We start from the raw sequence: 26,435 nt of genomic DNA on the forward strand, positions 1-26,435 counted from the left end.
GATGGCGGGGGGCGACTGGCAGCGGGACGTACTGCGGGAACTGCGGCAGCCGGGTGCGGTGCCGGACCAGGCCACAACACCGGACGATCCGCAGCCTCCCGGCACCGCCGCGCCAGCGGCTCCGGCAGCGACGGTACCGACCGTGACCGGAGCCACCCCGGCCCCCCAATCCCCCATGCCCACCCCCGAGTCCGTCCCCGTCATCGATCCGCGGCTCGCCCTCGTCAAAGGCCGCCCTCAGCACGGTGATTCCGTGGTCCGGCGCACCGGGCACTCCCTTCGCCGCTTGACCTCCTCCGCCGCACGGGACGTCGCCGAGGCGACCCGTATCGCGGAGCAGTTGCAGCAACCGGTCACCACCGGGCGGCACATCGCGGTGACCAGCATCCGCGGCGGGGCGGGCAAGAGCACCGTGTCCGCGTTGCTGAGCCGGATCTTCAATCACTACCGGCACGACCCGGTGCTGAGCCTGGAGGCCGATACGGCCCTGGGCACGCTGCCGGTGCGGCTGGGCGCGGAGTCGGTCCGCTGGTCGTGCGCCGATCTGGCGCGGATCCTGAAGCCGTCGATGCAGCTGACCGACATCACCGGCTATCTGGTGCCGCTGGAAGACGGCGGGTGGCTGCTGCCCGCTGGGCAGGGACGTGTGGGCGCTCAACTCGACATCCGTACCTATCGATTGGTGACCGTGGCGTTGCGCCGCTACTTCGGAGTGACAGTGATCGACTGCGAATCGCTTCCGGGCGACATCGCACGTACCGCGGTGGACACCGCCCACGGCCGGGTTCTGGTGGCCCCCGCCACCGTGGAGGGGGTCGTGGGTGCGCGGACGGTGCTGGACTGGATGGCGGGCCTGCCGCGCACCGCGCTGCCCGGCACGGTAGTCGCACTCACCTCGGTCTCGCCGGACATGACGACCGATCTGAAGGCGGCTGCCCGGCATCTGCAGGAGACCGGCGTGCCCGTGATCGGGATTCCGTACGACCGGCATCTGGCGGCGGGCGGTCCGGTCCGCACCGATCTGCTGGGACAGGCCACCCGGCAGAGCGCCACCCTGCTGGCCGCTGAGGTCTTGCGGCGGGCGGCGGCGCTGCGATGACCCACCGTCTGATCCACCGGCCGGCCCGCTCCACGCATCCGCTCCCGCAGCCGGCCCCCGTCACGGTCGAGGCGCCGCCGAATCTGCCCGAGGGCAAGATCGGCAATGCGGCGACAGCCATGCTGCCCATGGCCGGCGTCATGGGCTCGGTCGTGATGATGACGGTGATCCGCAACAGCCAGTTCGCCGCCATCGGTGCGGTGGTGCTCGTCTTCGCCTTGCTGGGAGCAGTCGCTCTCTTCGTGTCCCAGCGCGGCAAAGCTCAGCGCACCCGGCGGTCCCAGCGTGAGCGGTATCTGGAGTATCTGGAGGAACTTCGCCAGGAGTTCGGCCGCCTGGAGCGGGAACGCAGGGAAACGGCCCGGCTGCTCAGCCCGCCGCCCAAGGCGCTCTACGACATCGTGCGCGACCCGTCACGGCTGTGGGAACGGCGTCGCCCGGACGCGGACTTCCTGCAGATGAGGGTCGGCACGGGCACGGTCCCTCAGCAGGAGCTGACGATCGGACAGCAGAGCGGCAGCAGTGTGCTGACACCGCCAGATCCCTTCATGCTCAACGAGGCGAACGCCCTGATCTCACGCTTCACGGCCGCCGCCGACTTCCCGCTGACCGTCCCGCTGGACCGCGTCGGCAATGTGAGCATCATCGGCGATCGCGAAGCCGTCGTGCGCGTCACCCGCACCCTGCTGGTCCAGACGGCAGTGGCGCACTCGCCGGATGACGTCGCTGTGGCCCTCGGATTCCCGGGGGAGCGCGAGGACGACTGGGCATGGGCCAAGTGGCTGCCGCATGCGCTGGCCCTCGACAGCGGCGACGGCCCGGTCGCTGCCCGGCGCACCGCGCCCAGCCTCACCCAGCTCGCGAAACTGATCGGGCCGGATCTGCGCGGGCGTGCCGCCTACGCGGCGGAGGTACGGCGGGGTCTGTCCAGCCGCGATGCGTTGCGCATGACCGGCCGGCTCGTGGTGATCAGCGACGAGTACGGACAGGATGCGGCCGAACTCCCCCGGCCCGACGAGGCGGTCACCCTTTCCGACATGGGTGTCACGGTGCTGCATCTGCTGGAAAAGCAGGTTCAGGAGCCCGACCAGGTGGCGGTACGGATCCTTGTGGACGGCGACCAGGTGACGATCGAGGACCTGCGCACCCCCCAGGCCCGTCCGGCGCACGGCGCCCTCGACGTACTGACGGCGCCCGGCGCGGAGGGGCTGGCCCGGATGCTGGCGCCCCTGCGGCTGTCGGCCGAATCCGTATCCAAGGGCACACCTGTCTCCGGCCCCGTGGACTTCGCCCAGTTGCTCGGAGTGGACGATCCGGCGGCCCTGGATCTGGACGCCTTGTGGGCGCCGCGGGGCGAGCGGGCTTTTCTGCGCGTGCCGATCGGCCTGAACGACCGCCACGAGCCAGTGCTCTTGGATCTCAAGGAGTCCTCGGAGCTCGGCATGGGGCCGCACGGTCTGTGCGTGGGCGCCACCGGCTCCGGCAAGAGTGAGCTGCTGCGTACGCTCGTCCTCGCCCTGGTCGCCACCCATCCGCCGGAGGATCTGGCCCTGGTTCTGGTCGACTACAAGGGCGGCGCGACCTTCGCACCGTTCGCGGACCTGCCGCACGTCGCCGGTGTCATCACCAACCTGGAGAATCAGGCCGGACTCGTCGAGCGCGTCCACACCAGCCTCGCCGGTGAGGTCAAGCGCCGCCAGCAGGTGCTGAAGGACGCGGGCAACATCGCCGACATCGGGCACTACGCGGCGCTGCGCGCCCAGAAGCCGGAACTGGAACCGCTGCCGCATCTCTTCGTCGTCATCGACGAGTTCGGTGAACTGCTCACCGCCAAGCCGGACTTCATCGATCTCTTCCTCTCCATCGGCCGGATCGGCCGCTCGATCGGCGTGCACCTGCTGCTCTCCAGCCAGCGCATCGAGGGCGGCAAACTCAAAGGCCTCGACACCTATCTCTCGTACCGGCTCGGCCTGCGGACGTTCTCGGCCGACGAGTCGCGCACCGTGCTGGACACCACCGACGCGTTCCATCTCCCGCCGCTGCCCGGCTTCGGCTACCTCAAGGTCGACACCTCCACGTACGAACGCTTCAAAGCGGGGTACGTCTCCGGGGCCTACCGCGGCCCTGCTCTGCGGGAGGCGGTGAGCGAGGAGCCGACGGCCATTCCCTACGGTGTCTTCAACACGCTGGCCGGTCTGGACACAGCGGCCGCGACCGTTCCCGAGATGCGGGAACGGGAGACCGGACCGACCGTGATGTCGGTGATGGGCGACCAACTGCGGGCACCGGCAGCACCCGTGCGGCGGATCTGGCTGCCCCCGCTCCCCTCCGCGCTCACCCTCGATACCGCCGCCGGTCCTGTCGAGGCCTCCGAGCGAGGCCTCCACCTCGCCCGGCCCTCAGGGACGATGCGCGTGCCGCTGGGCCTGCTGGACGACCCGGCCCGGCAGTGGCAAGGCCCCTGGAACCTCGACCTCACCGTGGCCGGCGGCCATGTCGCCGTCATCGGGGGCCCGCAGTCGGGGAAGACAACCCTGCTGCGCACGCTCGCCCTCTCGCTGGCCATGACCCACACACCTCAGGAAGTCGCGATCTACGGCCTCGATCTGGTCGGCGGCGGCCTCGCCGCCCTGGCCGGGCTGCCGCACGTCGGCGGGGTCGCCGGACGCATGGACCGCGAGCGGGCCGCACGCACGGTCGCGGAGATGCGCGCCATGCTCGGCGCGCGGGAGGAACTCTTCCGCGAGCTGGGCATTGACTCCATCGACCAGCTTCGTGCCCTGCGCGCCGCAGGGCAGGTTCCCCAGCTGCCGTCCACCGACATCGTCCTGATCATCGACGGCTTCGGCGCGCTGCGCGACGACTTCGACGACCTGGACGACACGGTGGCCGAACTGCTGCGCAGGGGAAGCGGCTACGGCATACACATCGTCGCCGGCATGCTCCGCTGGGGCGACGTCCGTATCGCCACCCAATCGCTGTTCGGCACACGCACGGAACTGCGGCTCAACGACCCGGCGGACTCCGGCATCGACCGCAAACTCTCCGAGACGCTCGCCCCCGACGAGCCGGGGCGGATCCTCACCGACGCCAAGCTCTTCGCCCAGGTCGCCCTGCCCCGTATCGACGCCGTTGCCTCGGCCGTCGGGATCGGTCCGGCTCTGGAGGAGGCCGCTCGCACCGTCCGTGCCACCTGGCACGGCGAACTTGCTGCTCCCGTACGGGTGTTGCCAACCAGGCTGGCTGCCGAGCGGCTGCCGACCGTGGACGCGGAGCCGCAGCGGATCCCCATCGGACTCGGCCAGGACGACCTGGAGCCCGTGCTCCTCGACCTGTTCGAGCACGACCAGCATCTGCTCATCCTCGGCGACACCGAGTGCGGCCGAACCAACCTCCTCAAGCTCGTCGCCCGGCAGCTTATTGATCGCTATACGGAGGACGAGCTGGTCTTCGCGGTCGTGGACCCGCGCCGCGGGCTGCGCGGAGTGGTCCCGGAGCCGTACCGAGGCGGATACGCCCACAACGCGAAGCTCGCCTCCGCGTTGTCGACCGGTATCGCGACGGAACTCGAGAAGCGGCTGCCCGACGACACCGCGGATCACGATGCCCTGGCGGACGCTCCCGGCTTCACCGGACCGCGGATCGTCGTCCTCGTCGACGACTACGACATCCTCACCACCGGCGGACAGCAGCCGCTGGCGCCGTTCCTGCCATATGTCTCCTCCGCGGAGGACATCGGGCTGCACTTCGTCGTCGCCCGCCGTGTGGCAGGCTCATCCCGCGCTCTGTACGAGCCATTTCTGACTACCTTGCGCGAGACGGGAACGGCGGCCGTCGTGATGAGCGGCGACCGCTCCGAGGGGCAGCTGTTCCCGGGCATGTACGCATCCGCGCAGCCGCCGGGCCGCGGCACGCTCGTACGCCGTGGCCGGCCGAACCAGCTGATACAGACCGCTCTCAAGCCGGAAGATGCAGGACACGCCCTGTGACGAAAGACGTCATCGCTCTCACTCCGAAGATGCCCGATGTGTGGACCGTCCTGGCCGGACTCCACGCCGGTGGGCCGGACCTGGGTGTGGCCACCACCGCGGAAGGGGCTGTGATCCAGCTCTGCGCACCGGGCGGCCGCCCTCTGGTCTCCATCGAGGCACCGATCTTCGTTCAAACCCCGGGGGAGGTCGAACGGCTGTTGGGCACTGCGGCTCCGGGCGCACCCACAGCACCGTTTTGGTGGACGGAAGCCCGTGCCTCCACCGCCGTCCCCGAGGCCGAACGCCTGGCCGGATCGTTCGCCGGCCGTCTCACCACCGTGCTCGGCGGCGCCACCTGGCCGCCCGAGGCCGCACACACCGCCGTCGTCCCGCTCACCTCGGACATCACCGCGCTGCCAGCGGCCGACGACGCCCTGCCCGCCGTGGACGTACTCACCGGATCCACGGCCGTCGTCATTTCCGAGCGACCGCTCGTGGCGATGACCGCGTGGCTCTCCGACATTCTGAGCCTATGCACCGAAGCCGAAACGGCGCTGCACATCGTCACCCCGCCCCACACACGCCTCACCCTGGCCACGCGCACCGCACTGACGGGCGCGCCCAACCGCTGGGTCGTCCAGGACGAGGAATGCGGCTACTACGACGGCCTCTCCGGAACCGTACTGCGCTGGCAGGACGGCACGTTCGCCCCTGTCCGCGCCGACGACGGCGTGACAGTCGCCGCCTCGTCGTTCACCCAGGGTGACGTGACGGAAGAGCGGCAACTAATCCTCTCCTTCAGCACCCGACACACTCCCGACGAGCAACTCGTCCTCGGCCGCGCCCTTGAGGCAGCATGGCAGGCACTCACCGGCTCCGCTCCAGCTGGCTGGAGCACCGCCGAGCCGATCAACCTGCCATGGTCCACCCGCCAGTTGACGGACCTCGCACGCCATCGAGCTCCCAGCCCCACATGGCTCCTCGCCATCGGCTCCCCCAACCGTCCAGCCATGGCCACCCTGCGGATCATCCGGACCAAGGACGGCGTCGAGGAGGAGATCACCTTCGTCACCGGCTACGGCCACGACGAGACCCCACCGCTGGACGCGATCGAGCCCCTCGCCGAGACGCTCGCCACCCGGCACGGCCTCATGTCCCTGATCGCCTCCCTGCGTGCCGGACGCCGGGATCTGACCGTGCCTCCCCAACTGGAAGCACCGCCCGTCCCCGTCGCCTTCGCCCTCGGGCCGGACAGCGTCAGCGACATCGGCCTCGACCACGCCCGCCGCCCACCGCTGAACCTCCGCCCCCTTCAGCTCGGTCCCGACACCCATCCGGGGCTGCACTACCCCCTCGGTGACGGCACCAACGCCCAGGCCTGGGACACGCTCCAGCAACTCACACAGCACCTCCGCACTCCGTAGCAAGCATCCACACTGGTCGGGCAGCTCCCATCGCCGGACTGGGGTCCGCAGCAGACATTGCCCAATTCAGGATGTAGGCCGGGCGTTGCCGACGCGGGTGGACGATCCAGTGCTCGGCTGCCGGACAGAACCCGAGCGACGGCTGCAACATGCGGATAGAGGTACTGCTCGCGGATGCGGTTGATGCCCGTACGTCCTGCCCGGCTGCAAGCTGGTCGGGGATAGGTGGTCCGTGGGTCGATCTTCGTTCCGCAAAGGGGCGTCGACGGCCCTTTCTGCTCTGCCTACTGACGACCAGGACCGCTCTTTCATCCAGTGGCGCAAGGCGTCAACCGTCGTGCCATGAGTTCCTGGCTGGCGCAGGCGCAGTGACATTGCTGAGGTGATATCACCGCGGGGATAGGGAGTTTGGCCCTTCCTGGGCATGGTGGTTGTCCCCCGCCTGGCCGGGCTTCCGCTGGAGGACTTGGTTGTCCTCCGGGACTGTCCCGTTAGGCCGGCGAGGATCCGTTCGCCTGTGGGAAATCGCGTTGATGCTCTGGCTCACAGCCCTGCGAGAGGTCTCAGCTATGCCGCGCCGCCAGCTCGAAGAGTTCCCCTACGCGTTCAAGGTTCCGGCCGCCGTCGAGGAAGTAGCGCCCGCGCGACGTCGTATTGTCGAGCGCGCTCGGCACCTCGGCGTGGTCATGGACGACGAGCTACAGGGTGACCTGGAGCTGGTGTCGGGTGAGGTCGTCGCGAACTCAATCACGCACACGGGAGCGCCATGCGTGGTGTGCGTGCGGTGGACCGGGGAGCGGCTGCGTGTGGAGGTCACCGACGTCGACTCCTCCGAGTTGAGCGCATCAGCGGCTGGGGCGGAGGACGAAAGCGGACGCGGCCTCGTCCTCGTCCTCGTGGACGCGCTGGCGACCGCCTGGGGAACGCAGCCGTGCTCAGCAGGGAAGACCACGTGGTTCGAGTTGGCGGCCCGCATGGCCATGACCTTCCCGGAGTCCGCCGTGACGGCGTCGTCCGCTGCAATGCGTGCAGGGCGCGCGCTCGTCACCTGCACGGATGATCTCGGCATTTCCCACCCTGGAGGTAAACCTCTGCCGATATCCAGCCGAGTGCTGCACCATCACGAAGCGTTCCGCCTGGCCGGATCACCGACGACCCCCGCGCCCAACTGGTGATGATTGGGGACACCCCCCCCATGGCGATATCGCCGACACGACCAGGGTCGGCATCGACGCGATCTGCCTGCGCCGCGGTGCCGATCTCGCCTAACGATTACGGACCTTGGCCGGACCTGCTGGTACGTGGCCGGGGGTGGAGGTCCACCACCCAAGCCACCAACCCGGCCCGGCACGCGCCCTACTACCGCCTCGTTGCCCGCAACCGCGCTGGGGTGCCCACCGGAGCCTTCCCGCCCCGCTCGTCCCTCTTTAACTCGGCGTGCGGACGGTGCTCAGCATCCGCCGTTGCTGGGGCTCAGGACATCTCGAGGTGTCGTTGCGCGGCCTGGCCGAAGGCCTGCGCGGTGGCCACGGCGAGCGGCGGTCGATGAAGTGGCGGACCGTGGCCCACGACAACCTCACCGCCGCGTCCTGCGCTGGCCATCGGCTGGTTCGGCACGTCGATCATGGAACACCTGGAGGCGTACAGTTCCCGGCTCGACGTGCGGCAGGGCGGCGGCGCCATGGGGCTTTCGCGGGGGCTTCCGGTGAAGTGCAACCTCGTGGTCTTTGTGCAAACGGCTGCGCGGCCTGTGACTGCCCGTCACAATCAGTGGTCATGGGAAGGCGGCGCCGCGGTTGGGCTGCCAAGTACGGGGATTGTGTGGTGGGGACCGTGGCGTTACAGGTCTTCATCAGCCATGGGGCGGGCAAGGACCAGTGTGTCGAGGACGCAGTCAACTTGCTTGTGCCAAGGCTGAAGGAGCTCGGCTACGAGGTCTTTTGGGATCTTGAGAGCCTACGCAAGGGCGACGTTTGGGCCGAAGAGCTCTACACAGCGCTGTTTCGGTGCGACGCGGCTGTGGTGCTGCTCGGCCCGAAGACGGTGGATGATTCGGAGTGGGTGCGGCGGGAGACCGAGGTCCTCATGTCGCGGCACGTGATGCACAGCCTGCCTCACGTATTGCCGGGTCTATTGGGCAACGTTGACACGAAACGTGCGCGTAAGCAGGGATTCGGCCCTCTGCTGCGCTTGCAGGCGGCTATCGAGGACCGGTCATCCAACCCGAATCCACCTCCCTGGGGTGAAGCAGCGGCGAATCAGGTAGTCGAGTGGATCCTCGAGGAGTTCGCCCATGTCGGTCCGGTGAGCCAAAATGAGGCCGTCTTCGAGTGGGCCGAGCGCATCGCTGCCTATCTCGACAAGGCGAGCAAGCGCGGGGCGAAGCAGGTTTTGGCTGCCGCTCAGCGACTGGGGCTGGAAGGCGCTGACCTGACCCAGATCATGTCGCGGATTGGGTCGGATCTGCTGCTGTCCTTCCGGCTCCTGGCCGCGGCGGGCCAGGGCATCGTCCTCGCCCAAGCACTTGCCGAGTTACACCCTGTTCTAGACAGGTCGCTGCGTGGGCTGGCCGAGCAGCTTGTACCTGGCTGGGTGAACCAGGACGCCGCGCAGTGCTTCCTACCCCAGCAGAGCGACTACGGCGTGCAGGGGCGCATCATCGTCTTCCCGGCCTACGACGGCTGGATGGCTGAACACCATGTCAAACGTGCCCTGTTCGTCAAGCCAGCGAGCTGGCGGGTCGCCGAGCTCGGCGACGAGGAGGAGTTGCCGTGGGACGAGCAGCACCCGACCGAGCGCCTGCATGATGCCTGCACGCAGCGTCTGTATGACCTGTTCCGCCTGCCGCGGTGGGCGGAGTTGGAGACGGTCGAGCAGACGCCGGGTGTTTTCGAGTACCTGGTTGTCAGTTTGAGCGACTTCCCGCTGGATGCCGTAGCAGAGGTAGCCCGTTCCTTTCAGGAGCGCTACCCCTGGCTGGGGTTCGTGATTCTTGCCCCCGATCAGGTGCCGGACGAGAAGGAGCTGGAGGCGCATGGTCTCACCGAAGCGGTGCCGGTTGAGCCGCGCCCGAGCCTCAAGCAGCAGACCGATGCCTTCCGGCTCCAGGCCACCATCGATGACCTACTCGACCAGTGCGGATAACCGGCTGGCGCTGGCGGGTGCCTGAACCCCTGGAGGAGGAGCAGAACGGTGACTGAGACAAACGCAACGGACATGCCTGACCGCCGAGATGGGCTGGTCTACGTCATGCCGGAGGATTTACGACTGGCGGTCAAGGTGGCGAAGGCGACGGGCCGCCCGCTGCTGTTGCGGGGAAATCCCGGGTCGGGTAAGTCATCACTGGCTCCGTATGTCGCGCGCAAGGAAAAGTGGCGGTACTACGAGTACGTGGTGACGTCGCAGACCCGTGCGACGGATCTGCTGTGGACGTTCGACGGAGTCCGCCGACTCGCGGACGCGCAGATCGCGCGGTTCGGCGAGGGGAGCAAGCAGCAGGTTGACGAGGACGCCTACGTGGAGCCCGGTCCTTTGTGGTGGGCGTTTGCACCGAAGTCGGCTGCCGCCGTGGCGAGGAAGGCCCATGCGGCTCGCGTGGCCCGTGGGACTGCCCAGACTGAGAGCACTGACCCGAGCAACAAGCGGTGGAACAGGGGCAGGCGCACCGACCGGGCGGTGGTGCTGATCGACGAGATCGACAAGGCTGACCCCGATGTACCCAACGGTCTGCTTGTTCCCCTGGCCTCCAACGGGTTCACCGTGACCGAGACCGGGCGCCGGGTCGACGTGGAGCCGGCTCACAAGCCTCATGAGGATGCACCGTTCTCACGCCACCTGGTGATCATCACGACGAATGAGGAGCGGGAACTGCCACAAGCGTTCTTACGGCGCTGTGTCATCGCCAGCGCTCCGGAACCGGAGAAGACGGGGGAGCTAGTGGCCATCGCCAGAGCGCATCTCAAAGCCCGGCTTACCCGCGTCAGTCGGCAGGACGAAGCCCTTGCGAAAGCACTGGCCGACGAACTGCTCGAGGTGAGGACCGCAGCTTTCAAGGACGGCATCAGGCCACCCAGCACGGCCGAGTACCTGGATGCCCTGTGGGCCTGCCGTGCGTTGGACATCAAGGTCGGCGGTGACGATTGGGAGAAGCTCCGCGGTCTGACACTGGTCAAGCCTCAGCACATGAAGGGCTGAGGATGTCCAGGAAACCGAGCGAAGACCCCTTCTGGGAGCAACAGCGTCTGTCTCCCGAGGGGGAGAATTGGATTGGCGACATGGCTCGCGCCATGGCAGCTCTCGACGGCGAGGACGACAACAGCTTCCCCAAAGTAGCTGCCATGCTCGGTCTGCGGAAACCTCCCGTTGGCAGGTCGGCCCGTTCCTCGGAGCAGACTGCTTCCACCGGTGAACCGACCGCCGCCCAGCCGCCGGATTCGAAGTCAGCGCCCCTGCGGACCGGAGGTCTGGCACCTGCGTCACATAGTCAGCCCGACCTCCCCATGTCCTTGCTTGTGCCGCTAGGAACCGAGCTGGCCGTGCAGCGTTCCTGGACGCAGCCGGTTCTGCAGGAAAGGCCGGTGCGGCGGAGCCACCGGCGCAGTCTCTACCAGCCGCTGCTGCCGCCCCGCACAGAGGCGGCCATTTTGCGCCTGCTTCTGTCGCGGGTGGTCAACGAGGGGCCCATCGATGTAGAGCGCATGCTTACCACGCTGGCCAGCGGCTCCTATGTTTCCGAACTGCCGCGTCAGCCCATCCGGACACTACGTTTTGGCGTGCAGGTCCTCGTCGACCTCGGCGTCGGCATGCAGCTGTTCATGCGGGATCAACAAGAGCTCTTGGAGCGTATCGCCGCGATCGTCGGCCGCCACACGTGCGATGTGCGCTACTTCGGCGGCAGTCCCTTGCGTAATGGTGCTAGCGGTGGCTGGACGTGGAAGCCCTATGTGGCGCCGCCTCTGGGCACCCGGGTGCTGATCCTCAGCGACTTCGGCCAGCACCAGGCTCCTCACGCCAGCGAGGCAGCGGCACCTCGTGACTGGCAGAAGACGGTGACGATTTTGCAGCGCGGCGGGTGTTTGCCGGTCGGCCTGACGCCCTTGCCGCCTGCACGGCAACCAGCCTGGCTGCGTGCCCTGATGCCCGTCCTGACGTGGGACCGCACGACGACGGCCGCCACGGCCTACGCGAGGCTGGCATGAGACGCCGCACGCGCATCCCCGACCATGAACTGCACCGGGAACCTTCGGTAGACGATTTGCCTCTTTCGGCCCTGTTGCTGGCGACCGCTCTGGCGTCCGCGGTGCGGATCGAACCCGAACTCATCCGCGTCGTGCGGCTGCGCGTCCGGCCCACTCTGGACGTCGGAGCCGAGTCCAGCCTGTGGTTCGGCCCGTGGGCAGCCCATCGCCCCGGCCAGTACATGGTTTTGCGCCGTCCAGTTCTGCTGGCGGTCCGCCAAAAGCTGGTCCATGAGTTGCAGCAGAGTTCCCCCGGTGACGCCATCCGCACGGTCGGCGAGATCATTGAGCAAGTCCATCACGATCTTCCTCCCGTGCTCGCCATGGAAGAGCAGGTCACCTGGAACGCCCTCCTAGCCGACGCGGGCGTCGATCCTCCCGCCGATCTCGACCAGATGCTGCAGTCCGCTCTGCGTACGGCCGTGGAAGACCCTCACCGCCGTGACGGCCTACGCCGCTGGTTCTCGCAGGCGTGGCACCGTCTACCCGAACGCGCCCGCCAGACCTCAACAGCCCTCGATCTGCATGAGCTGTTGGGGGAACCGGGCGGACATCTCTATTCCGCCGAACTAGGACCAAGTGTCTCCGCCCACGTCCGCGATGTCGTCCTGCCGGTACGACACGACGGCGCCAGTCTTGCCTTCGGCGACTCGACCTGGCCGGCCGATGGCATCCTGGTGCCCGACACCCAACCCCGCATTCTGCAGGTCACTCACGACGTCAACGAGTGGCGGGATGCGGTGGAAGTTCGCGTCCCGCGCTCAGGATTCACCGCAACCGAAGCTACTCACGTACCGATGTACGTCCGCACCGCACGCGGCCTTGTCTACCGGGTGGGTGCGCCAGGCGGATCCGAAGTCATCAGCCGCCCACCGTCGGGACACCCCTTCGCGCGCAAACTGCTGGGACGCCCGATCGCTGACCTCAAAGACCACGACTACCTGCACTTCGGCATCGCACCGCGGCTGCCTGACATCCAGCGCACGGGTGTCATTCCTCCGCTGGAGACCTATCAACCCCGCCGCGTCGACGCCCTCCTGCGAAGCCGCATCGAGTCAGCACGCCACCACAGTCAGCTCGTGGTCGTCCGCGGTCGTCGCGGAAGCGGCCGCACGCGCACGGCGTGGGAGGCCCTGCGCAGCAGCCTGGCCAACTGGTGGGCCTGGTCGCCGCCACCCATCGACCGTAACCAGGCGATCTTGCGCGCCCTGAATAACGACGGCATAGGTTCGCACACCGTACTGTGGCTCGATGACCTCGACGTCGCCCTGGCCGACCCGGACACCGGCGAAGCACTAGCGAACGCTCTCATCGAACTCCTGGAAGATCCTGCCCGACATCCGGTCCTTCTCCTGGCCACCATCCAGGACGTACACGTGCGCCTGCCCCGCTTGGGACAAGCCTCCAACGCACTACTGCGACACGCAGAGACGCTGGACATCACACGAGGCACGCTCAGGGCACAGCCGTTCTACACCCGCACGTATCCGGTTGGTTCGCTGCCGCCGGCTCCACGTCAGCCAGCCGGCCGTCAGGCCGCCCTCGAAGGCGTTCTCAGTGCCCTGAGCAGGGACCGCAGAGCCACGACCCTCACACTGATCACCGGGGTAGGGGGCGTCGGGAAGACCACGCTGGCTGTCCAGGCCGCACATCTTGCCCGCCGACGCGGCTGGTTCAGCGGTGGCGTACTCAAGGCGGCGATGGGTTACGAAGCGTCCCCCTGGCCAGTCCTGCTGAGAGAACTGGGCTGTGGAGACTATGGACGGGACGAAGACGAGAGCAGCCTGCGCGCCCTGTGCGCGGCTCAGCTCATGCTCCTGGGCGATCGAACGCGCCCGGTCCTCCTGGTCCTCGACGACGTCACACAACCGCAGCTGCGTGACATTGCCGCAATCACGCCATCGGGCTTCACCTTGCTCGCCACCTCGCACCAGGCCATCACTCTGCCTGACGTCCGCATGATTGAGCTCGGCCCACTGCACGAGGAGGACGCGCTGCAGCTGCTGCAGTTCTTCCTCGAGCAGCGCAGCCCCGAAGACACGCGAATCCATCGCGGCCCTCTCGTGGCCCGAGAGATCGTAAGACTGTGCGGTCGCTTCCCCCTGGCCCTGGCCATCGCTGCAGGCTGGCTGACAGCCGACCCCGGCCGAAGCCTCGCCGAACTCCAGGCTCTGTTGCAGCGCCACTCAGCGCTTGATCTGCCGCACTATGGCGACACCCCCGTGCGCCGGGCACTGGACATCACCTTCCAACGCGTCACCCCTCAGCAGAGGAGCGCCTTCTGCCTACTCGCGCTGCTGCCTGGTCCCGATTTCTCCGACCTCACTGCCTCCGTGCTCATAGAGCAGCCAGAAAACATACATCGGGTCCTCGAGAACTTCGCCTTGTACCACTTGATCACGAAGAACGAGGAAAGCGGCCGCTGGCAGATGCATCCCATTTTGCAGACCTACGGACGGGCTGTCGCCGACGAGTACCTCAAGGGCGCAGAGGTGTACGCAGCGCAAATGAGAGTTGTCGACTCTGCGCTCAGCAAACTTGTAGAGGCCGACAGACTCACGCGTGGGCATCGAGCCCAGGCCAAGGACATCGCCGCCGCCGAACAGCGCAATGCGGCTCTCGCCTGGCTGCGAGCCGAGCAGGAGAGCTTGGTCGCGCTCGCCGGGGCCTGCTTTGAGTGGGGGCAGAAAGATAAGGCCTCCGACCTGGCCATGGGCCTTGCCCCCTTCCTCTTCCGTCAAAAGGAGTTCACCTCGCTGCTTCAGCTGATGGCAGAGGTCTACAGTTGGGCTCAGCAGCAGGGGGACGGCGAGATGCAAACCGCCGCCTTGAACAATCTGGCCGTCAGTAACGCAGCCAAAGGCGACTACGAACAAGCTCGCGCGGCCCTTGCCAAGGCAGCAGATCTTCCGACCGCGCGTAGCCAGAGTGCCAACTACCTGCAGATGCTCAGCAATCTGGGTGCCGTTCTGCTCCATGCAGACCAGACGCAGGAGGCGATCGTGGTCCTCAAGGACGCCCTTGCCCAGCACCAAGCGGACAGGCCAGCTGGCCTGGTCTCACTACTGTGTAACCTCGGCGCCGCACTGCACCAGGCCGGTGACGCCGGGCAGGCTCTGCGCGTGCTTGTACAGGCTGAACAGCAATCCACTCGCTCCCCGCTCCCCGCGGCTGAAGAAGGCTCACTCTTTCGCAATCTTGCCGAGGTCCTCGCCGACACCGGAAACACCGAGCGAGCCACCTACTGCTTCGAACGGGCCCTGGCCAGCTTCACCGTGCTCGGCGACCACGAAGCGCAGGCCCGGGTACATCGAGACCTAGGTGGCCTGTATCTGCGGAGCGAGCTCGCCCAAGAGGCAATCGATCATCTGCACGACGCGCGAACGCTATTCACCGCACTGAACAATACGGCCGCAGCGGCAGACGTCTGCAACGATCTCGGACTGGCCCTGCATTCACAAGGCCGTTACGAAGAGGCGCTGGATCAGCTCCTGACCGCCCGCACCCTGCACGAACATAGCCACAATGAACTCGAAGCCGCCGTATCGCTTCGCAACATCGGCAACATCCTTCTCCACATGCGCCGATATCCCGAAGCCATCCCAGCGCTGCGCAACGCCAGCGCACACCTGGAGGCACTCGGCGACCAGCACGGCCAGGCACAAGCCCTGACCAAACTCGGGCGCGCCTTCATGGGAGACGGCGACCTGCCCGCAGCATGTATGGCACTCACCCGCAGTGCCGAGCTCTACCAGCAGCTCGATATCGAACAGTCCTACAGGCAACGCGGAGACATCGGCGGCCAGGGTAGCACCACGACGGTTGGTGAACTTGCGTCACAAGCGCACCTGGAAAACAGCCTCCGAGAAGAGGTGCAGACACTCAGAAGTGATCTGCTGAGCGCCAGCCATCTGCTGACATCAGCCGGTGAACAGGCTGAAGCATCCAAGGTCCTGCACACCGCCCTCGCGCTGGGCCGCTCGCCCTCAGTGTGAGGAGGACACTCCGGCACGCTCCGCGGCATGGCCATAGTCCGCAACACCATAGATTGCGAAATGCGCCTCCACACCCGGACGGGCCTGCAATGACGATCCCTTCAACGTACCCGGAGTAGTCGCCTTCTCACTCACCGCATCACGACTCGATGACCAAGCCTGCTGCGCCCAAGACTCCAACTCGGCACGGAAAGTGTCATCACGTTGCGCCCGCTCGAGCAGGCCAGCAAACAGCGACTGCGCGGTATCCACGCTGAGTGGTGAGTCGACCAAGACGTCCAGGACGTCGGTGTCCAGACGACTGTCAACAGCCCCGGAAAAGGTACCTGGCGTTTCCACAATCGCTTTTAGCTTCCCCCACAAAGCAGCCCCTGGACCAGCAGCCTCCAAGGCCACTTTCACTAACAGAGCTACCGACATCGGCACCGCACCCACTGGCCCCCCCTCCATCCCCGGTCCGATGGCCGCCGGCCCTGACCGAGCTTCATCCACGGACCTTCTTGTTACCCCTTATAACGGCTTAGGAAGCCCGTGGCCACGGCATGTCATCCACATGGCTCCTGCTGTGACACGGACGGCGCAGAACCCGACAAGAGTTCGGAACCAGGCGGGGGACTGGCCACAGCACCAGATCGCAGCCTGTCAAAGACCAGATCGAACGTGAATCCAGCGGTGAAGCCCAGCGGGATTGTGATGAACAACAACCGCCGCACGTCCAACCGCTCCAACAGATTTGGGACACTCAGCAACTGCGACGCGACGTACAGCAATATCGTAACGAGACCGGCGCCCAGCCCCCTGACACAGGCACGGGGCCAACTCGACTCTGCTACGAAGGAGTTCCGGATGACCGCACCAGCGATCGATGCCAGTAGGGGGGCACAGATCAGCATGGTGAGATTTTTCGGACCCGCAGCCTTCGTCGGCCCCGCTGTGACCAGACCCGCTACAGCCGCCGCCATGCACAGCACTGCCACCAGCCAGCCCAGGAAGGCCGCCCAGGCAGCCGACCGCTTCTGGCTGGCCGCGGCTTTGCGATACGCTGCACCGCGTTCGCGCTGCCGCAACAGGCAGGCCACGAGCCGGGCTGCCGACTGAGCTGACCAGTTGTCACCCAATAGGGCGATATCGGTGTCGTCAGCATCGTTCCTGACCTTGTCAAGATTGATCCAGACCTGGCTAGCGCCACCTCCGAAAGCTGCGACAGGCAAGACCGGGATACGTTGAGCCAAAGCGATGATCCCCGCCACCCGCGTGGACTGGCCACCTCCCATCAGCAACACTCCGTCGCACGCCAGCAACGTTCGATAGTAAGCGACCTCCCACTCACCGCTGGTATCCCTGACCACGTCAACCGTCACGTGGCTGCCTTCATCAAGTTCGAAGTCCACATTCCGGTGGCGTGGCGGATACGCCGCAATTCGGCCCGGATTGGCCTCGGTGCAAGCCTCTGCATACCCGTGCGCCACAGCAGCCTCGATGTACGTCTTCTTGCTCGAGAAGACCGCCAGGTCACACCCTGCCAACGCTAGCTCACGCCCTAACTGCCGACAGGCCTCGGGCGCATCATCAAGAGCCGCGAGCGGGGGCGCGAATGCGCGGGTTGCATCTACACTGCCGACGACTGCGACTAAAGGGCGTACGGCTTGCGACGAAGGCATGGCGCAGTCTAGTCACAAGTAGCTAGCCCGCTTGGCCCCTTTTCCCGAATTCGTCAACAGACAGCAGCCTGGGTCAGGGCTGTGGTGGCAGAAGCAATGCACGCGATGAGTGCAGCGCAGAGTGATGCGGAGGTAGTAGTGCCCGGTCATCATGGATGGAGGACGTGAGCGGCAGCGGGGCCGCCACCTGCCACTATTACGGCGTCAGTCCGCATCGCCCAAAGGGTCCCGGCCGTGCTCTGGCACCGTGGTCAGCAGGTGCCACGCCTCAACCAGATCAGCATCGGTTTGCGCCAAGCAACGGGCAATGCATACGGGTCGTCCAGCTCCCTCGGACTCGTCCTGCCATTGCCTGGCCCTGTCCGAGCCAAGCTATCGGCGACAGCTCCAAGGGCTACCGCGGCAGCCTCCCCTGGTCATGGGAGAAGGCAGCCCACGCCAGATGGGACAGACCCATCGTGGCTAGCAAGGGAGCCGCTGCGGCCGCCATACCAGGTCGAATCGCCACGTCAGTGCCAGCGCTCCAGCCGACCTACGCCTTCATCCCGAAGCCAGTCAGCCGTTGACGCAGTTCCGCCGACATGAGCAATCCCCAGCCGGCCTGCCGCCCATCGGTGGGACGGTGTCCGTGGAGGAGCATCGCCGTGGCGTGGGCTTGATCCGCTTTGACGGACATCCGAGATCAGGGGTTCTGCCCCGGGCAGGTGTCCATCAAGGCGAGCATGGGGAAGAAGAAGCCGCGCCCTCGCCGCTCGTTCACGCCGGAGTTCAAGGCCGAGATCGTGGAGCTGTGTCGGCGCGGTGACCGGTCGGTCAGATCGCCAAGGATTTCGATCTGACCGAGACCGCAGTACGGCTGTGGGTCAGGCAGGCCGAAGTCGACGCAGGCGGGCGCGACGGCCTGAACAGCAGTGAACGTGAGGAGCTGGCCCGCGCTGCGGCGGGAGAGCCGCCGGCTGCGCGAGGACGTCGACATCCTCAAGCGGGCCACGGCTCTCTTTGCGAAGGAGACCCGGTGACGGTGCACCCGTTCATCGAGGCGGAGAAGCAGAGCGGCCACAACGTGAAGCGGGCGTGTGAACTGCTGAAGGTCTCCCGAGCCGTCTTCTACGCCCGCCCCAACGGCAAGCTGGGTCCGCGGGCGGCCCGCGATGCCGAGCCGACCGAACAGATCACCGCAGTCCATGAGCAGTCGCGCGGCACCTACGGCGCCCCACGTGTGCATGCCGTACTCAAGCGGGAGGGCGCCAGATGTTGCCATCGCCGCAGCGCCCAGCTGATGCGGGCCGCCGGACTGCAGGGCCGACACCGTAGACGGCGGCGCCTGACAACGATTCCTGATCCACGAGCTGCCATGCGGCCCGACCTCGTTGTCCGGGACTTCCGGCCCGACACCGCGGCCGTCGACGCTCGCTGGTGCGGCGACATCACGTATATCCCGACCGCGGAGGGCTGGCTGTATCTGGCCACGGTCATCGACATTGCCTCGCGCCGGGTGGTGGGATGGGCGACGGCCAATCGTCTTCGCACTGAGCTGGTCGAAGATGCTCTGGCGGCCGCCTGCCGACAGCGTCGCCCCACTCGTCCGGTGATCTTCCACTGCGATCGCGGGTGCCAGTACACCAGTCAACAATTCGCCGCTATGACCGACCAGTTCGGCATCCGGCTGGCGGTCGGCCGCACCGGGCAGTGCTGGGACAACGCGCTCGCCGAGTCGTTCTTCGCCACCATCAAACGCGAGTTGCTCGACACCGCCGCCTGGCCCAGCCGGGCCGCCGCCCGCACCGCGATCTTCGACTTCATCGAGGGCTGGTACAACTTGCACCGCCTGCACAGCAGCCTCGGCTACCGCAGTCCCGCCGACTACGAGACCGCACTTGCAGCCTGACCACCACACCAATGGTGTCCGTCAAAGCGGAACAAGCTCAGGCGGTCGGCATCAAGGAATACGCGGAGAACTACGCCGAGATCCTGACTATCCTGGGTCCGCTCACGCGGGTGGGGGCGGTGTGTCTGTCCGAGACGCCGTACGGGCCCGTTGCGTGGCCAGCCATGGTCCAGGACCACCTTGCCTCGGGGCCAGGCGGGTCAGAGTTGAGCCTGGGGAGCGGCGATGCCGTCCACCTCTCAGACCTCGGTGGATTCGCTGCCCACTGCCCTCCGGCTCGATGCGATCACCACGTGATTACCACACCGAGCCGGACGGCTACGTCAGATCTCGTCGACCGGGTGCCAGATGTAGGGCAGGGTCTTGTCCGCCTGCCACAGGTCCCGGTGGATTGCCTGGAGAAGCTTCATCCTCTGGTCCCACTGAGTCGCGAGCATTTGGATCCGGGTGACGGCGTCCGTCGGGTCTGCGGGCAGGACAGCGCGCATGAGGGCCTTCAGCTCCTCGTACGCGGCTTCGACGGAGGCCGCCTCGGGTGTCCGGACGATCATGGTGTAGGCGTCGACCTCGGCGATGCCCCACTCGCCGTCCTCTTCCTTGGTCGCCCAGATCACCGAATGCGTTGACGGGGAGAGCGTCAACTGGCAGTTCGGGCCGATCATTTGGCTGAGGATAGGCAGGTCAACGCGATCGTCGCCGGCGAGGGCTGCGGCGTCCTTGGCGGAGGGGACGGACAGGCGCTTGGTCAAGGTGTGGGCGATCCGGCGCCGAGAGGCCGCCTCGTCACGGTCAACCTGCTTGTCATTCTCGGGCGGCGTCGCAGCCCAGCCGTTGCGCTCTCCACCCAGACTGTCGCGCTCGTCGTCGTCACCTTGCAGCCAGGTAATCACAACCAGGCGACAGTCGGGCAGGCTCGCCGGATACAGGAGGTGACTGACGACCTCGACGGTCTCCCAGTTCATGGCCGGCAAGCTCATGCGGAAGACGTGTCCGTCGCGGTTCTTGGCGAACTCGTTGCAGGTTTCCCAGATGTGCCGGACGTCGGGATCCTTCCGGACATCGTTGATCAGCTGCATCAATTCCGCGTTGTCGCGGTTGCTGGCTTGGGCGAACTTCAGCAGGCGGACATACGCCTTCGCGTGCTGGTGCCAGTCGTGATACTGGACGCGTGCTTCTGGGCTGAGGAGTGCCCAGCGCATGAGGTTGGCGCCGAGCTCAATCACCCATGGCCACCACTCGGCCATCGCCTGGTTGTAGGCCAGGATGTTCCAGTTGCTGTCGCAGAGGTAGGTGGGCGACGGCATCTGCTTGTCGATCAGCAGCCGCAGCGCCCTGCGGACCCGGGGGTCACCGGAGGGGACAGAGGCGTCGAGGGATCCGCCGATGTTGTGCAGCAGCAGGGCGTGTCGCTCGTCCTCGCTCAACTGGAGCACTTGTGCGAGGGCTTCACACTGCTCGCGGTTCAGCGGACGCGTGGTGGCGCCGCGTTCCAGGTCGCGATACCAGCGCTCCCCTCGACCGACGGCTTCGGCCACCTCCGGCTGGGTCAGCGGCTTGCCCCTGCGTGCGCCAGCGGCTTTCCGCCAGGCGCGCAGCAGACCGGCCAGGCCCATAACCTCTCCGGTCCGAGGTGCCTCTGCGAGGGATATCTCCTCGTGTTCAGCTCCGTCGCTGGGGCTACCCCCGATTGCGACCATGAGATCGTCCCTCTCGCGCTCATACGCATGCCATACAGGCGTGCACTGCCGTGTTCAGAGGCATGAAAAAGGGATCGGCGCGCCCACGCCGACCCCGACCTCTGGCTTCCGCCTTAAACAATACGACGATTTTTATCCGAGCCTGACAAAGATCATCTCCATCATGTGGCCCGCACCACAATCCAGTTAGGCCACTTGTTTAAACGCGCACTACTTCCGGCGGGCAACCAGCCACCTTCACCCGCGAACCGGACATCTCCACCGGCAATTAATCGCCGGTTTTCAAACCGGCGATTAATTGCCGGTTTGCCTTCCTGGCCACCAGGTCACATGTATAGACCAATTCAGGGCGCAATATTTCACCACCGACAGTGCCCTCATCTGCCTTTCAGAACTTGCTAGTTGCCCGCTCGCAGCTGTGCGGCCGAGTCGACGGCGGCGTAATCTACGCGCATCACATCGCCTCTTAAGACGCTTTGACGAGGCACCGCAGTGGGGCTTAAATCCTGCTGACCAGCCGGTTCAACACCTGACTGCCGGAGGTCATCCAGTGGGGGAGGTTGCAGTGACGCTCATCGCAGAGGCACTCGGGGCGACCTGCCTGCCGCCCTCGTCGCGTCCGGCAGCAGCGACCCCCAGTCGCGGGTGTTGCCAGCCTTCCCTGCGACTTGTAGAGAGTTCTTTAGCTAACTCTGGATCTTGACGCGGGGTCCGCATATGTTCGTCGTCGCTCGCCGGGCAGTCCGCCCAGCGAAGACGTCAATGGAGTCATATACGGAACGCGCGGACCGACCCGGCCGGGTAACCCGGGAAACAGCGACGGCGCCTGAGAGAGGCAACTCTCAGACGCCGACCGCTAAATGGCACTCCTGCCCAGGCAAGGGTAGGAGATTTACCCACCAGCACCGCACCGGCCCTTTCCACGGGGCATACCGGAGCGGCTTCACTTCAAAGGAGAGTGTCGCATGCCGACTGCCCTGCGCAAAAGGCCGAACATCCCGGCCAGCGCGGCAGCCCGTACCCCTTCCTCGCCCAACGCCCGGGAATCGGCGGCCCGTCGGGAGCCCGCCCCTCGGCGCGGGGGTGATGCCTGATGGCACGCATCCGCACGATCAAGCCCGAGGCGTTCGAGTCGGAGTCCCTGGCCGAATGCTCGGTGACCGCCATGCTGACCTTCTTCGGTCTGCTGACGCAGGCGGACGACTCCGGCCGGCACCGTGACCACCCGGCGATCATCGCCGGACGGCTGTGGGCGCTGCGCCCCGAGCACACCGCCACCCACGTCGCCCGCGACCTGGAGGAGCTGGCCGCGGCCGGGCTGATCTGCCGGTACACCGGGTGCGACGGGCGCACCTGGCTCCACATCGTGACCTGGAAGCGCCACCAGAAGATCGACCGCCCCACCGACTCGCGCGTACCGCGCTGCCCGAGCCACCAGTGCGGCCAGAAGTGCGGCGAATGCAAGGCGGCGCACTGCCCCGGCGCCTCGCGCACGGAAGCGGCTGCGCTGGCCTCGTCGAATCCTCGTCGAATCCTCGACGAGCCCTCGCCGAGCCTTCGACGAGGGCTCGATCAGGTGGTTTCGCCCGATTCGGCTTCTGGGCAGGCCGCAGCGGAGGCCGTCACCGCGCCGGGAGCAGCCTCGGCCGGGCCGCCGTCCGAGGACGAGTTGACCCCGACGGCACCTTCCGCGAAAACCGCAGGTCAGACGGTATTCGACGAGGACTCGCCGCATCCTCGTCGAGGACTCGTCGAGGGCTCGTCGTCTGGATCTAGGATCTTGGATCCTGGATCAATACCTGCGGGGCGCGAGGCGCCAGCGCCAGGCACCCCCCGCAGAGCGGTCTCCGCGAAGGACCTGGTGGCCGAGTACGCCAAGGGCTGCAACCGCCGTCCCCCGAGCGACACGCTCGGACTCCTGGGTCGCAAGATCAAGACCCTGCTGGACGAGGACTTCGAGCCGGATGACATCCGCACCGCGATGGACCGGCTGCGGACCAAGGGCCTGCATCCGAGCGTTCTGCCGAGCATGGTGAACGAGGTCGTCAACGCCTCGCCGCCGTCGAACGCCTCCGGCGCGGGGCCATGGGCCAGCGGATCCGCATACACCCCGTACCTCAACCCGACCGCACCCACCACGTTTGGAGGCCGCCTGTGACCCGCGCCCGACTCGCCGATCCCCAGCCCGTGGTCTCCGACCGGCTCCGTGCCCGCCTGGCGGCCAAGATGGCCGAGCGCGGCATCGACCTCGCAGAGCGACCGCTGCCGGACACCCCGCAACCCATCCCGGCCCTGGAGGCGGCCCAGCTCCGCATCCCGTTCGCCTACCGTGACGCGGTCGCCGAGCACCCCGACGTCGCAGCGTGGGTGCGCACCATCGCGGACGCCGCGGTCGCGCCGAACGCCGACGGGCTCCACCCGCACTACGGCAACACGGGGCGCCGGCGGGTCGCGCACGGCCCCTCGCTGCTGCTGTGGGGCAACACCGGTACCGGCAAAACGCACCAGGCGTACGGGGCGATCCGCGCCCTGACCGCCACCGGATGCGGCGTGCTGTGGCACGCCACCACCGCCGCCGACCTATATGCCGAGATGCGCCCCCGCACGGGCGTGGACCCGGAGTTCATGCTCCGGCGGATCGTCCGCGTACCGCTACTGCTCCTGGACGACGTCGGCGCCGCCAAGGGCAGCGAGTGGACCGAGGAGCTGAACTTCCGGCTGCTGAACTGGCGGGCGCAGAACCGCCTTCCGACGATCGTCACCACCAACCTGCCGCCCGTCCGCACCGAGGACACGGACCCGCGCAAACCCGTACTGCGCGACAAGGTCGGCGACCGGGTGCTCTCCCGCCTGTCCGGCATGTGCACCCCGGTCCACTTCACCGGCCCGGACCGCCGCTTCCAGCGCCGCTGACCCGGCCTCGCCACCGATTCCCTCCGGCCCGGCAGCTGATGCCGCGCCCCTGCCCCGCCTCGCCGCCGGGCCGCCCGCACCCCGCTCACCGCCGGTGTGCCGCGCTGCCCGCCCGCCGGCCCACGAGGCGTACCCGGAGAATCCCTTGCGTTACATCACCACCGACGACGCCCCGCCCCCGACCCTGCGAGGCATCGCCGACCACAGCTGGCACGTCCGCGGACTGTGCCACGGCATGGACGCCGAAGACGCCGAGCTGTTCTTCCCCAAGCCCCGCGACCACGAGGCCATCGCCGAAGCCAAGCAGATCTGCGGCCGGTGCCCAGTCAAGAAGGACTGCTTCAACCACGCCCTCGACAACACGATCAAGGACGGCATCTGGGGCGGCCTGACCGAAGCCGAACGCCGCCCCTGGCACGCCAAGATCAACAAGCGGCTGGACTACAGCCGGGTACGCGCCGCCCTCCAAGGGCGCGACGTGCACCTCAGCGAACCGGAGCGCGAGACGGTCACCCGCCACGCCTACCTGCGCGGCTGGAGTGCCGAACGCCTGGCCTACCTGCTGCAGGTCGACCTCGACTGGGCCCGGGACCTGCTGCGCAATGCCGCTCACGCCATCGCCGACCGCGACCGGTACTGGGACCTCTACGACGACGAGGACCAGGACGACGACACCACAACGACGGACAACACCAAGGCCACGGACGAGGACGACAGCGAAACCAGCTCGTCGCCCGTCAGCCGCCAGGTGCACACCCAGGCCCTGATCACCGCGCTCGGAAAGGCCGCATGACCCACCCCACCACCGTGCCCCTCGCCGTCGCCCCCGTCGGGGCATGGGACCGCCTCGCCATCGTCGCCCTCGGCGCCGCCGGCTGCGCCCTGAGCTACGACGCCCTGCAGCAGATGGCCGTCGCCATCCACGTCCGCGGGTTCCTGACCTACCTCTTCCCGCTCGTGATCGACGGCTTCATCGCCTACGGCGTACGCGCCCTGCTGGTGCTCTCCACCGCACCCCTGCGCGCCCGCGCCTACGTCTGGCTACTGTTCGGCACCGCCACCACCGCCAGCATCTGGGCCAACGCGTTGCACGCTGTGCGCCTCAACCAGCAGACCAGCCACGACGGTCTGCGCCTGGGCGACACCGTCGTCGCCGTCCTGTCCACCCTCGCCCCGCTCGCCCTCGCCGGCGCGGTCCACCTGTACATCCTCATCACCCGGCACCACCCCCACACCGCGGCCGAGGAAGCAGCGGATACCGGTGGGGACCGAGACGCCTCGGTCCCCACCGCCGACCCGCCAGTCGACGGGGACCGCCGATCGCGCTGGCTTCATCCGGTCCCCGGTCCCGGTCCCCAAACGGACCCGTCCTCGATCGGGGACCGTGCTGCCGGAGATCGCCCCGGCGGGAACCAGACGGGACCGTCCCACGAGACCACCATCCCCTCCCGGGACGGGGACCGGAATCCGGTCCTGAGCGTGGACGGGGACCGGCCGAGTGTCGGGGACCGTCCCGACGGGGACGGCTCGAGCCTGACTTACGGGACCGGCCGTCCGCTGGGCGGGGACCACGGCTCGGTCCCGAACACACACAGGGACCGGCGCAGCGCGGTCCCCAGTGCCGAGGAGCCGACGGGCTACGGGAACGGGTACGTGCATGTCGGTCGGGACGGTGCGACGGGGACCGACGCTGAGGCGGCAAGTCCCTCAGACGACGGGAACCGGGGCCAGGCGGACACGGTCCCCGGGACCGGCGAAAGCGGGGACCGTCCCCACCCGGTCCCCGAGACCGACCACGAAAGTCCCCGTCCCCACCCGGTCCCCATAGACGTTGGGGACCAGGGCGAGGCGGACACGGTCCCCGGGACCGGCGAAGACGGGGACCGTCCCCACCCGGTCTCCGAGACCAAGTTCCAGCAGAGTGGGGACCGGTCGCGAGGAGGCCGAGGCAAGCGGACCCGGTCCAAGCCCAAGCTCTCCGAGGACGAGGTCGTCACTCGGCTCCGTCCCCATGTACCCGCGGTACTGGAGCGCGACGGCAACAGCGAGATCACGCGCGTCCAACTGCGCCAGATCATGCGCGCCAAACACATCTCCATCCGCAACGACCGCCTGACGCCGGTCCTCCAGCGCCTGCGCACCGAGTCGGGCAGCCCCGCCACGAAGAGGAGTGCACGGTGAAGACGTGCCCGCGCTTCACGCGCATCAAGTCCGGCTACGAGCAGGACATCCGCTTCCTGCGCAACCACGCCGAGCGTCACCAGGGCGCCGCCTCGGCGAAGACCAGCGCCAAGAACGCCTATGGCGCCAAGCAGCGCATGGCCAGGGCTCTGACCCGGCACTTCGAGAGCTGCCCCGAATGCGGCTGAAACCCGCATAGGCGGAGGTCACGCGCCCGAATCTCTCTCCCATCGACGCGGGGGGGGGGGCCGGGGCCCCGCCCCCCCCCCCCCCCGCCGGGGCCCCCCGAACAAACCCCCCCACACCCCCCCCCCCCCCCCCCCCGCCCCGCGCCCCCCCCCCGGGGGGGGGGCCGGGGAGCGCGCCCCG

At 67.4% G+C, this 26,435-nt stretch carries 17 protein-coding genes and 1 pseudogene; 14 read left to right on the top strand and 4 right to left on the bottom strand.

What is annotated here, in order from left to right; all coding sequences use genetic code 11:
• The first annotated feature begins 1 nt into the window (after position 1).
• From ACI2LP_RS03640 to ACI2LP_RS03655, 4 genes are all read left to right on the top strand, one after another.
• Positions 2–1,099 (top strand): MinD/ParA family protein, encoded by a 1,098-nt coding sequence (locus tag ACI2LP_RS03640; RefSeq protein ID WP_404722889.1) that lies wholly within the window; start codon positions 2–4, stop codon positions 1,097–1,099.
• Positions 1,096–5,088: a type VII secretion protein EccCa gene (eccCa, locus tag ACI2LP_RS03645; protein WP_404722890.1), complete on the top strand. Its 3,993-nt coding sequence runs from the start codon at positions 1,096–1,098 to the stop codon at positions 5,086–5,088. The genes ACI2LP_RS03640 and eccCa overlap by 4 nt, the downstream gene beginning before the upstream one ends.
• Positions 5,085–6,494 (top strand): DUF6177 family protein, encoded by a 1,410-nt coding sequence (locus tag ACI2LP_RS03650; protein ID WP_404722891.1) that lies wholly within the window; start codon positions 5,085–5,087, stop codon positions 6,492–6,494. The genes eccCa and ACI2LP_RS03650 overlap by 4 nt, the downstream gene beginning before the upstream one ends.
• A 569-nt stretch (positions 6,495–7,063) precedes the next feature.
• Positions 7,064–7,669, top strand: a complete 606-nt coding sequence (locus tag ACI2LP_RS03655; protein WP_404722892.1) for an ATP-binding protein — start codon at positions 7,064–7,066, stop codon at positions 7,667–7,669.
• Positions 7,670–7,967: 298 nt separating this feature from the next.
• On the opposite strand, the gene ACI2LP_RS03660 is transcribed toward ACI2LP_RS03655, so the two are convergent.
• A complete protein-coding gene (locus ACI2LP_RS03660) occupies positions 7,968–8,120 on the bottom strand; it encodes a hypothetical protein (RefSeq protein ID WP_404722893.1) in 153 nt (50 codons plus the stop codon).
• Positions 8,121–8,327: 207 nt separating this feature from the next.
• On the opposite strand from ACI2LP_RS03660, the gene ACI2LP_RS03665 reads away from it, so the two are divergent.
• From ACI2LP_RS03665 to ACI2LP_RS03680, 4 genes are all read left to right on the top strand, one after another.
• Positions 8,328–9,638 carry a toll/interleukin-1 receptor domain-containing protein gene (locus ACI2LP_RS03665; RefSeq protein WP_404722894.1) on the top strand — a complete coding sequence of 437 codons (1,311 nt, stop codon included), beginning with the start codon at positions 8,328–8,330 and terminating at the stop codon, positions 9,636–9,638.
• A gap of 48 nt (positions 9,639–9,686) precedes the next feature.
• Complete coding sequence (locus ACI2LP_RS03670) at positions 9,687–10,688, top strand: AAA family ATPase (RefSeq protein WP_404722895.1); 1,002 nt, start codon at positions 9,687–9,689, stop codon at positions 10,686–10,688.
• 305 nt (positions 10,689–10,993) lie between these two features.
• The gene (locus ACI2LP_RS03675) at positions 10,994–11,692 is read left to right on the top strand and encodes a hypothetical protein (RefSeq protein WP_404722896.1); all 699 of its coding nucleotides are present in this window, start codon (positions 10,994–10,996) and stop codon (positions 11,690–11,692) included.
• Positions 11,689–15,726: a tetratricopeptide repeat protein gene (locus ACI2LP_RS03680; RefSeq protein ID WP_404722897.1), complete on the top strand. Its 4,038-nt coding sequence runs from the start codon at positions 11,689–11,691 to the stop codon at positions 15,724–15,726. The genes ACI2LP_RS03675 and ACI2LP_RS03680 overlap by 4 nt, the downstream gene beginning before the upstream one ends.
• On the opposite strand, the gene ACI2LP_RS03685 is transcribed toward ACI2LP_RS03680, so the two are convergent.
• Positions 15,718–16,161 carry a hypothetical protein gene (locus ACI2LP_RS03685; protein WP_404722898.1) on the bottom strand — a complete coding sequence of 148 codons (444 nt, stop codon included), beginning with the start codon at positions 16,159–16,161 and terminating at the stop codon, positions 15,718–15,720. The two genes, ACI2LP_RS03680 and ACI2LP_RS03685, sit on opposite strands and share 9 nt — an antisense overlap.
• Positions 16,162–16,271: 110 nt before the next feature.
• Positions 16,272–17,117: a hypothetical protein gene (locus tag ACI2LP_RS03690; RefSeq protein WP_404722899.1), complete on the bottom strand. Its 846-nt coding sequence runs from the start codon at positions 17,115–17,117 to the stop codon at positions 16,272–16,274.
• 1,126 nt (positions 17,118–18,243) lie between these two features.
• Between ACI2LP_RS03690 and ACI2LP_RS03695 the strand changes: the two genes are divergently transcribed.
• The gene (locus tag ACI2LP_RS03695) at positions 18,244–19,275 is read left to right on the top strand and encodes an IS3 family transposase (RefSeq protein WP_404723048.1); all 1,032 of its coding nucleotides are present in this window, start codon (positions 18,244–18,246) and stop codon (positions 19,273–19,275) included.
• Between the two features lie 323 nt (positions 19,276–19,598).
• Here ACI2LP_RS03695 and ACI2LP_RS03700 read toward each other — a convergent pair whose 3' ends face one another.
• Positions 19,599–20,888, bottom strand: coding sequence for a helix-turn-helix transcriptional regulator (locus ACI2LP_RS03700; RefSeq protein WP_404722900.1), 1,290 nt, complete (start codon positions 20,886–20,888; stop codon positions 19,599–19,601).
• 1,177 nt (positions 20,889–22,065) lie between these two features.
• On the opposite strand from ACI2LP_RS03700, the gene ACI2LP_RS03705 reads away from it, so the two are divergent.
• The 5 genes and pseudogenes from ACI2LP_RS03705 (at position 22,066) to ACI2LP_RS03725 (ending at position 26,254) form a co-directional block, all read left to right on the top strand.
• Positions 22,066–23,130 carry a hypothetical protein gene (locus ACI2LP_RS03705; protein WP_404722901.1) on the top strand — a complete coding sequence of 355 codons (1,065 nt, stop codon included), beginning with the start codon at positions 22,066–22,068 and terminating at the stop codon, positions 23,128–23,130.
• Positions 23,127–23,885, top strand: a complete 759-nt coding sequence (locus tag ACI2LP_RS03710; protein WP_404722902.1) for an ATP-binding protein — start codon at positions 23,127–23,129, stop codon at positions 23,883–23,885. Before ACI2LP_RS03705 ends, ACI2LP_RS03710 begins: the two co-directional genes overlap by 4 nt.
• A gap of 145 nt (positions 23,886–24,030) precedes the next feature.
• On the top strand, positions 24,031–24,678 hold the full coding sequence (locus ACI2LP_RS03715; RefSeq protein ID WP_404722903.1) for a WhiB family transcriptional regulator: 648 nt from the start codon (positions 24,031–24,033) through the stop codon (positions 24,676–24,678).
• Positions 24,675–25,106, top strand: a pseudogene (locus tag ACI2LP_RS03720) (DUF2637 domain-containing protein); the annotation flags it as partial. The gene ACI2LP_RS03715 and the pseudogene ACI2LP_RS03720, both read left to right, overlap by 4 nt.
• A gap of 956 nt (positions 25,107–26,062) precedes the next feature.
• Positions 26,063–26,254: a hypothetical protein gene (locus ACI2LP_RS03725; protein WP_404722904.1), complete on the top strand. Its 192-nt coding sequence runs from the start codon at positions 26,063–26,065 to the stop codon at positions 26,252–26,254.
• The last annotated feature ends 181 nt before the right edge of the window (positions 26,255–26,435 follow it).

It is taken from the genome of Streptomyces sp. NPDC019890 (assembly GCF_044903445.1).
In the GTDB taxonomy this organism is placed as follows: domain Bacteria; phylum Actinomycetota; class Actinomycetes; order Streptomycetales; family Streptomycetaceae; genus Streptomyces.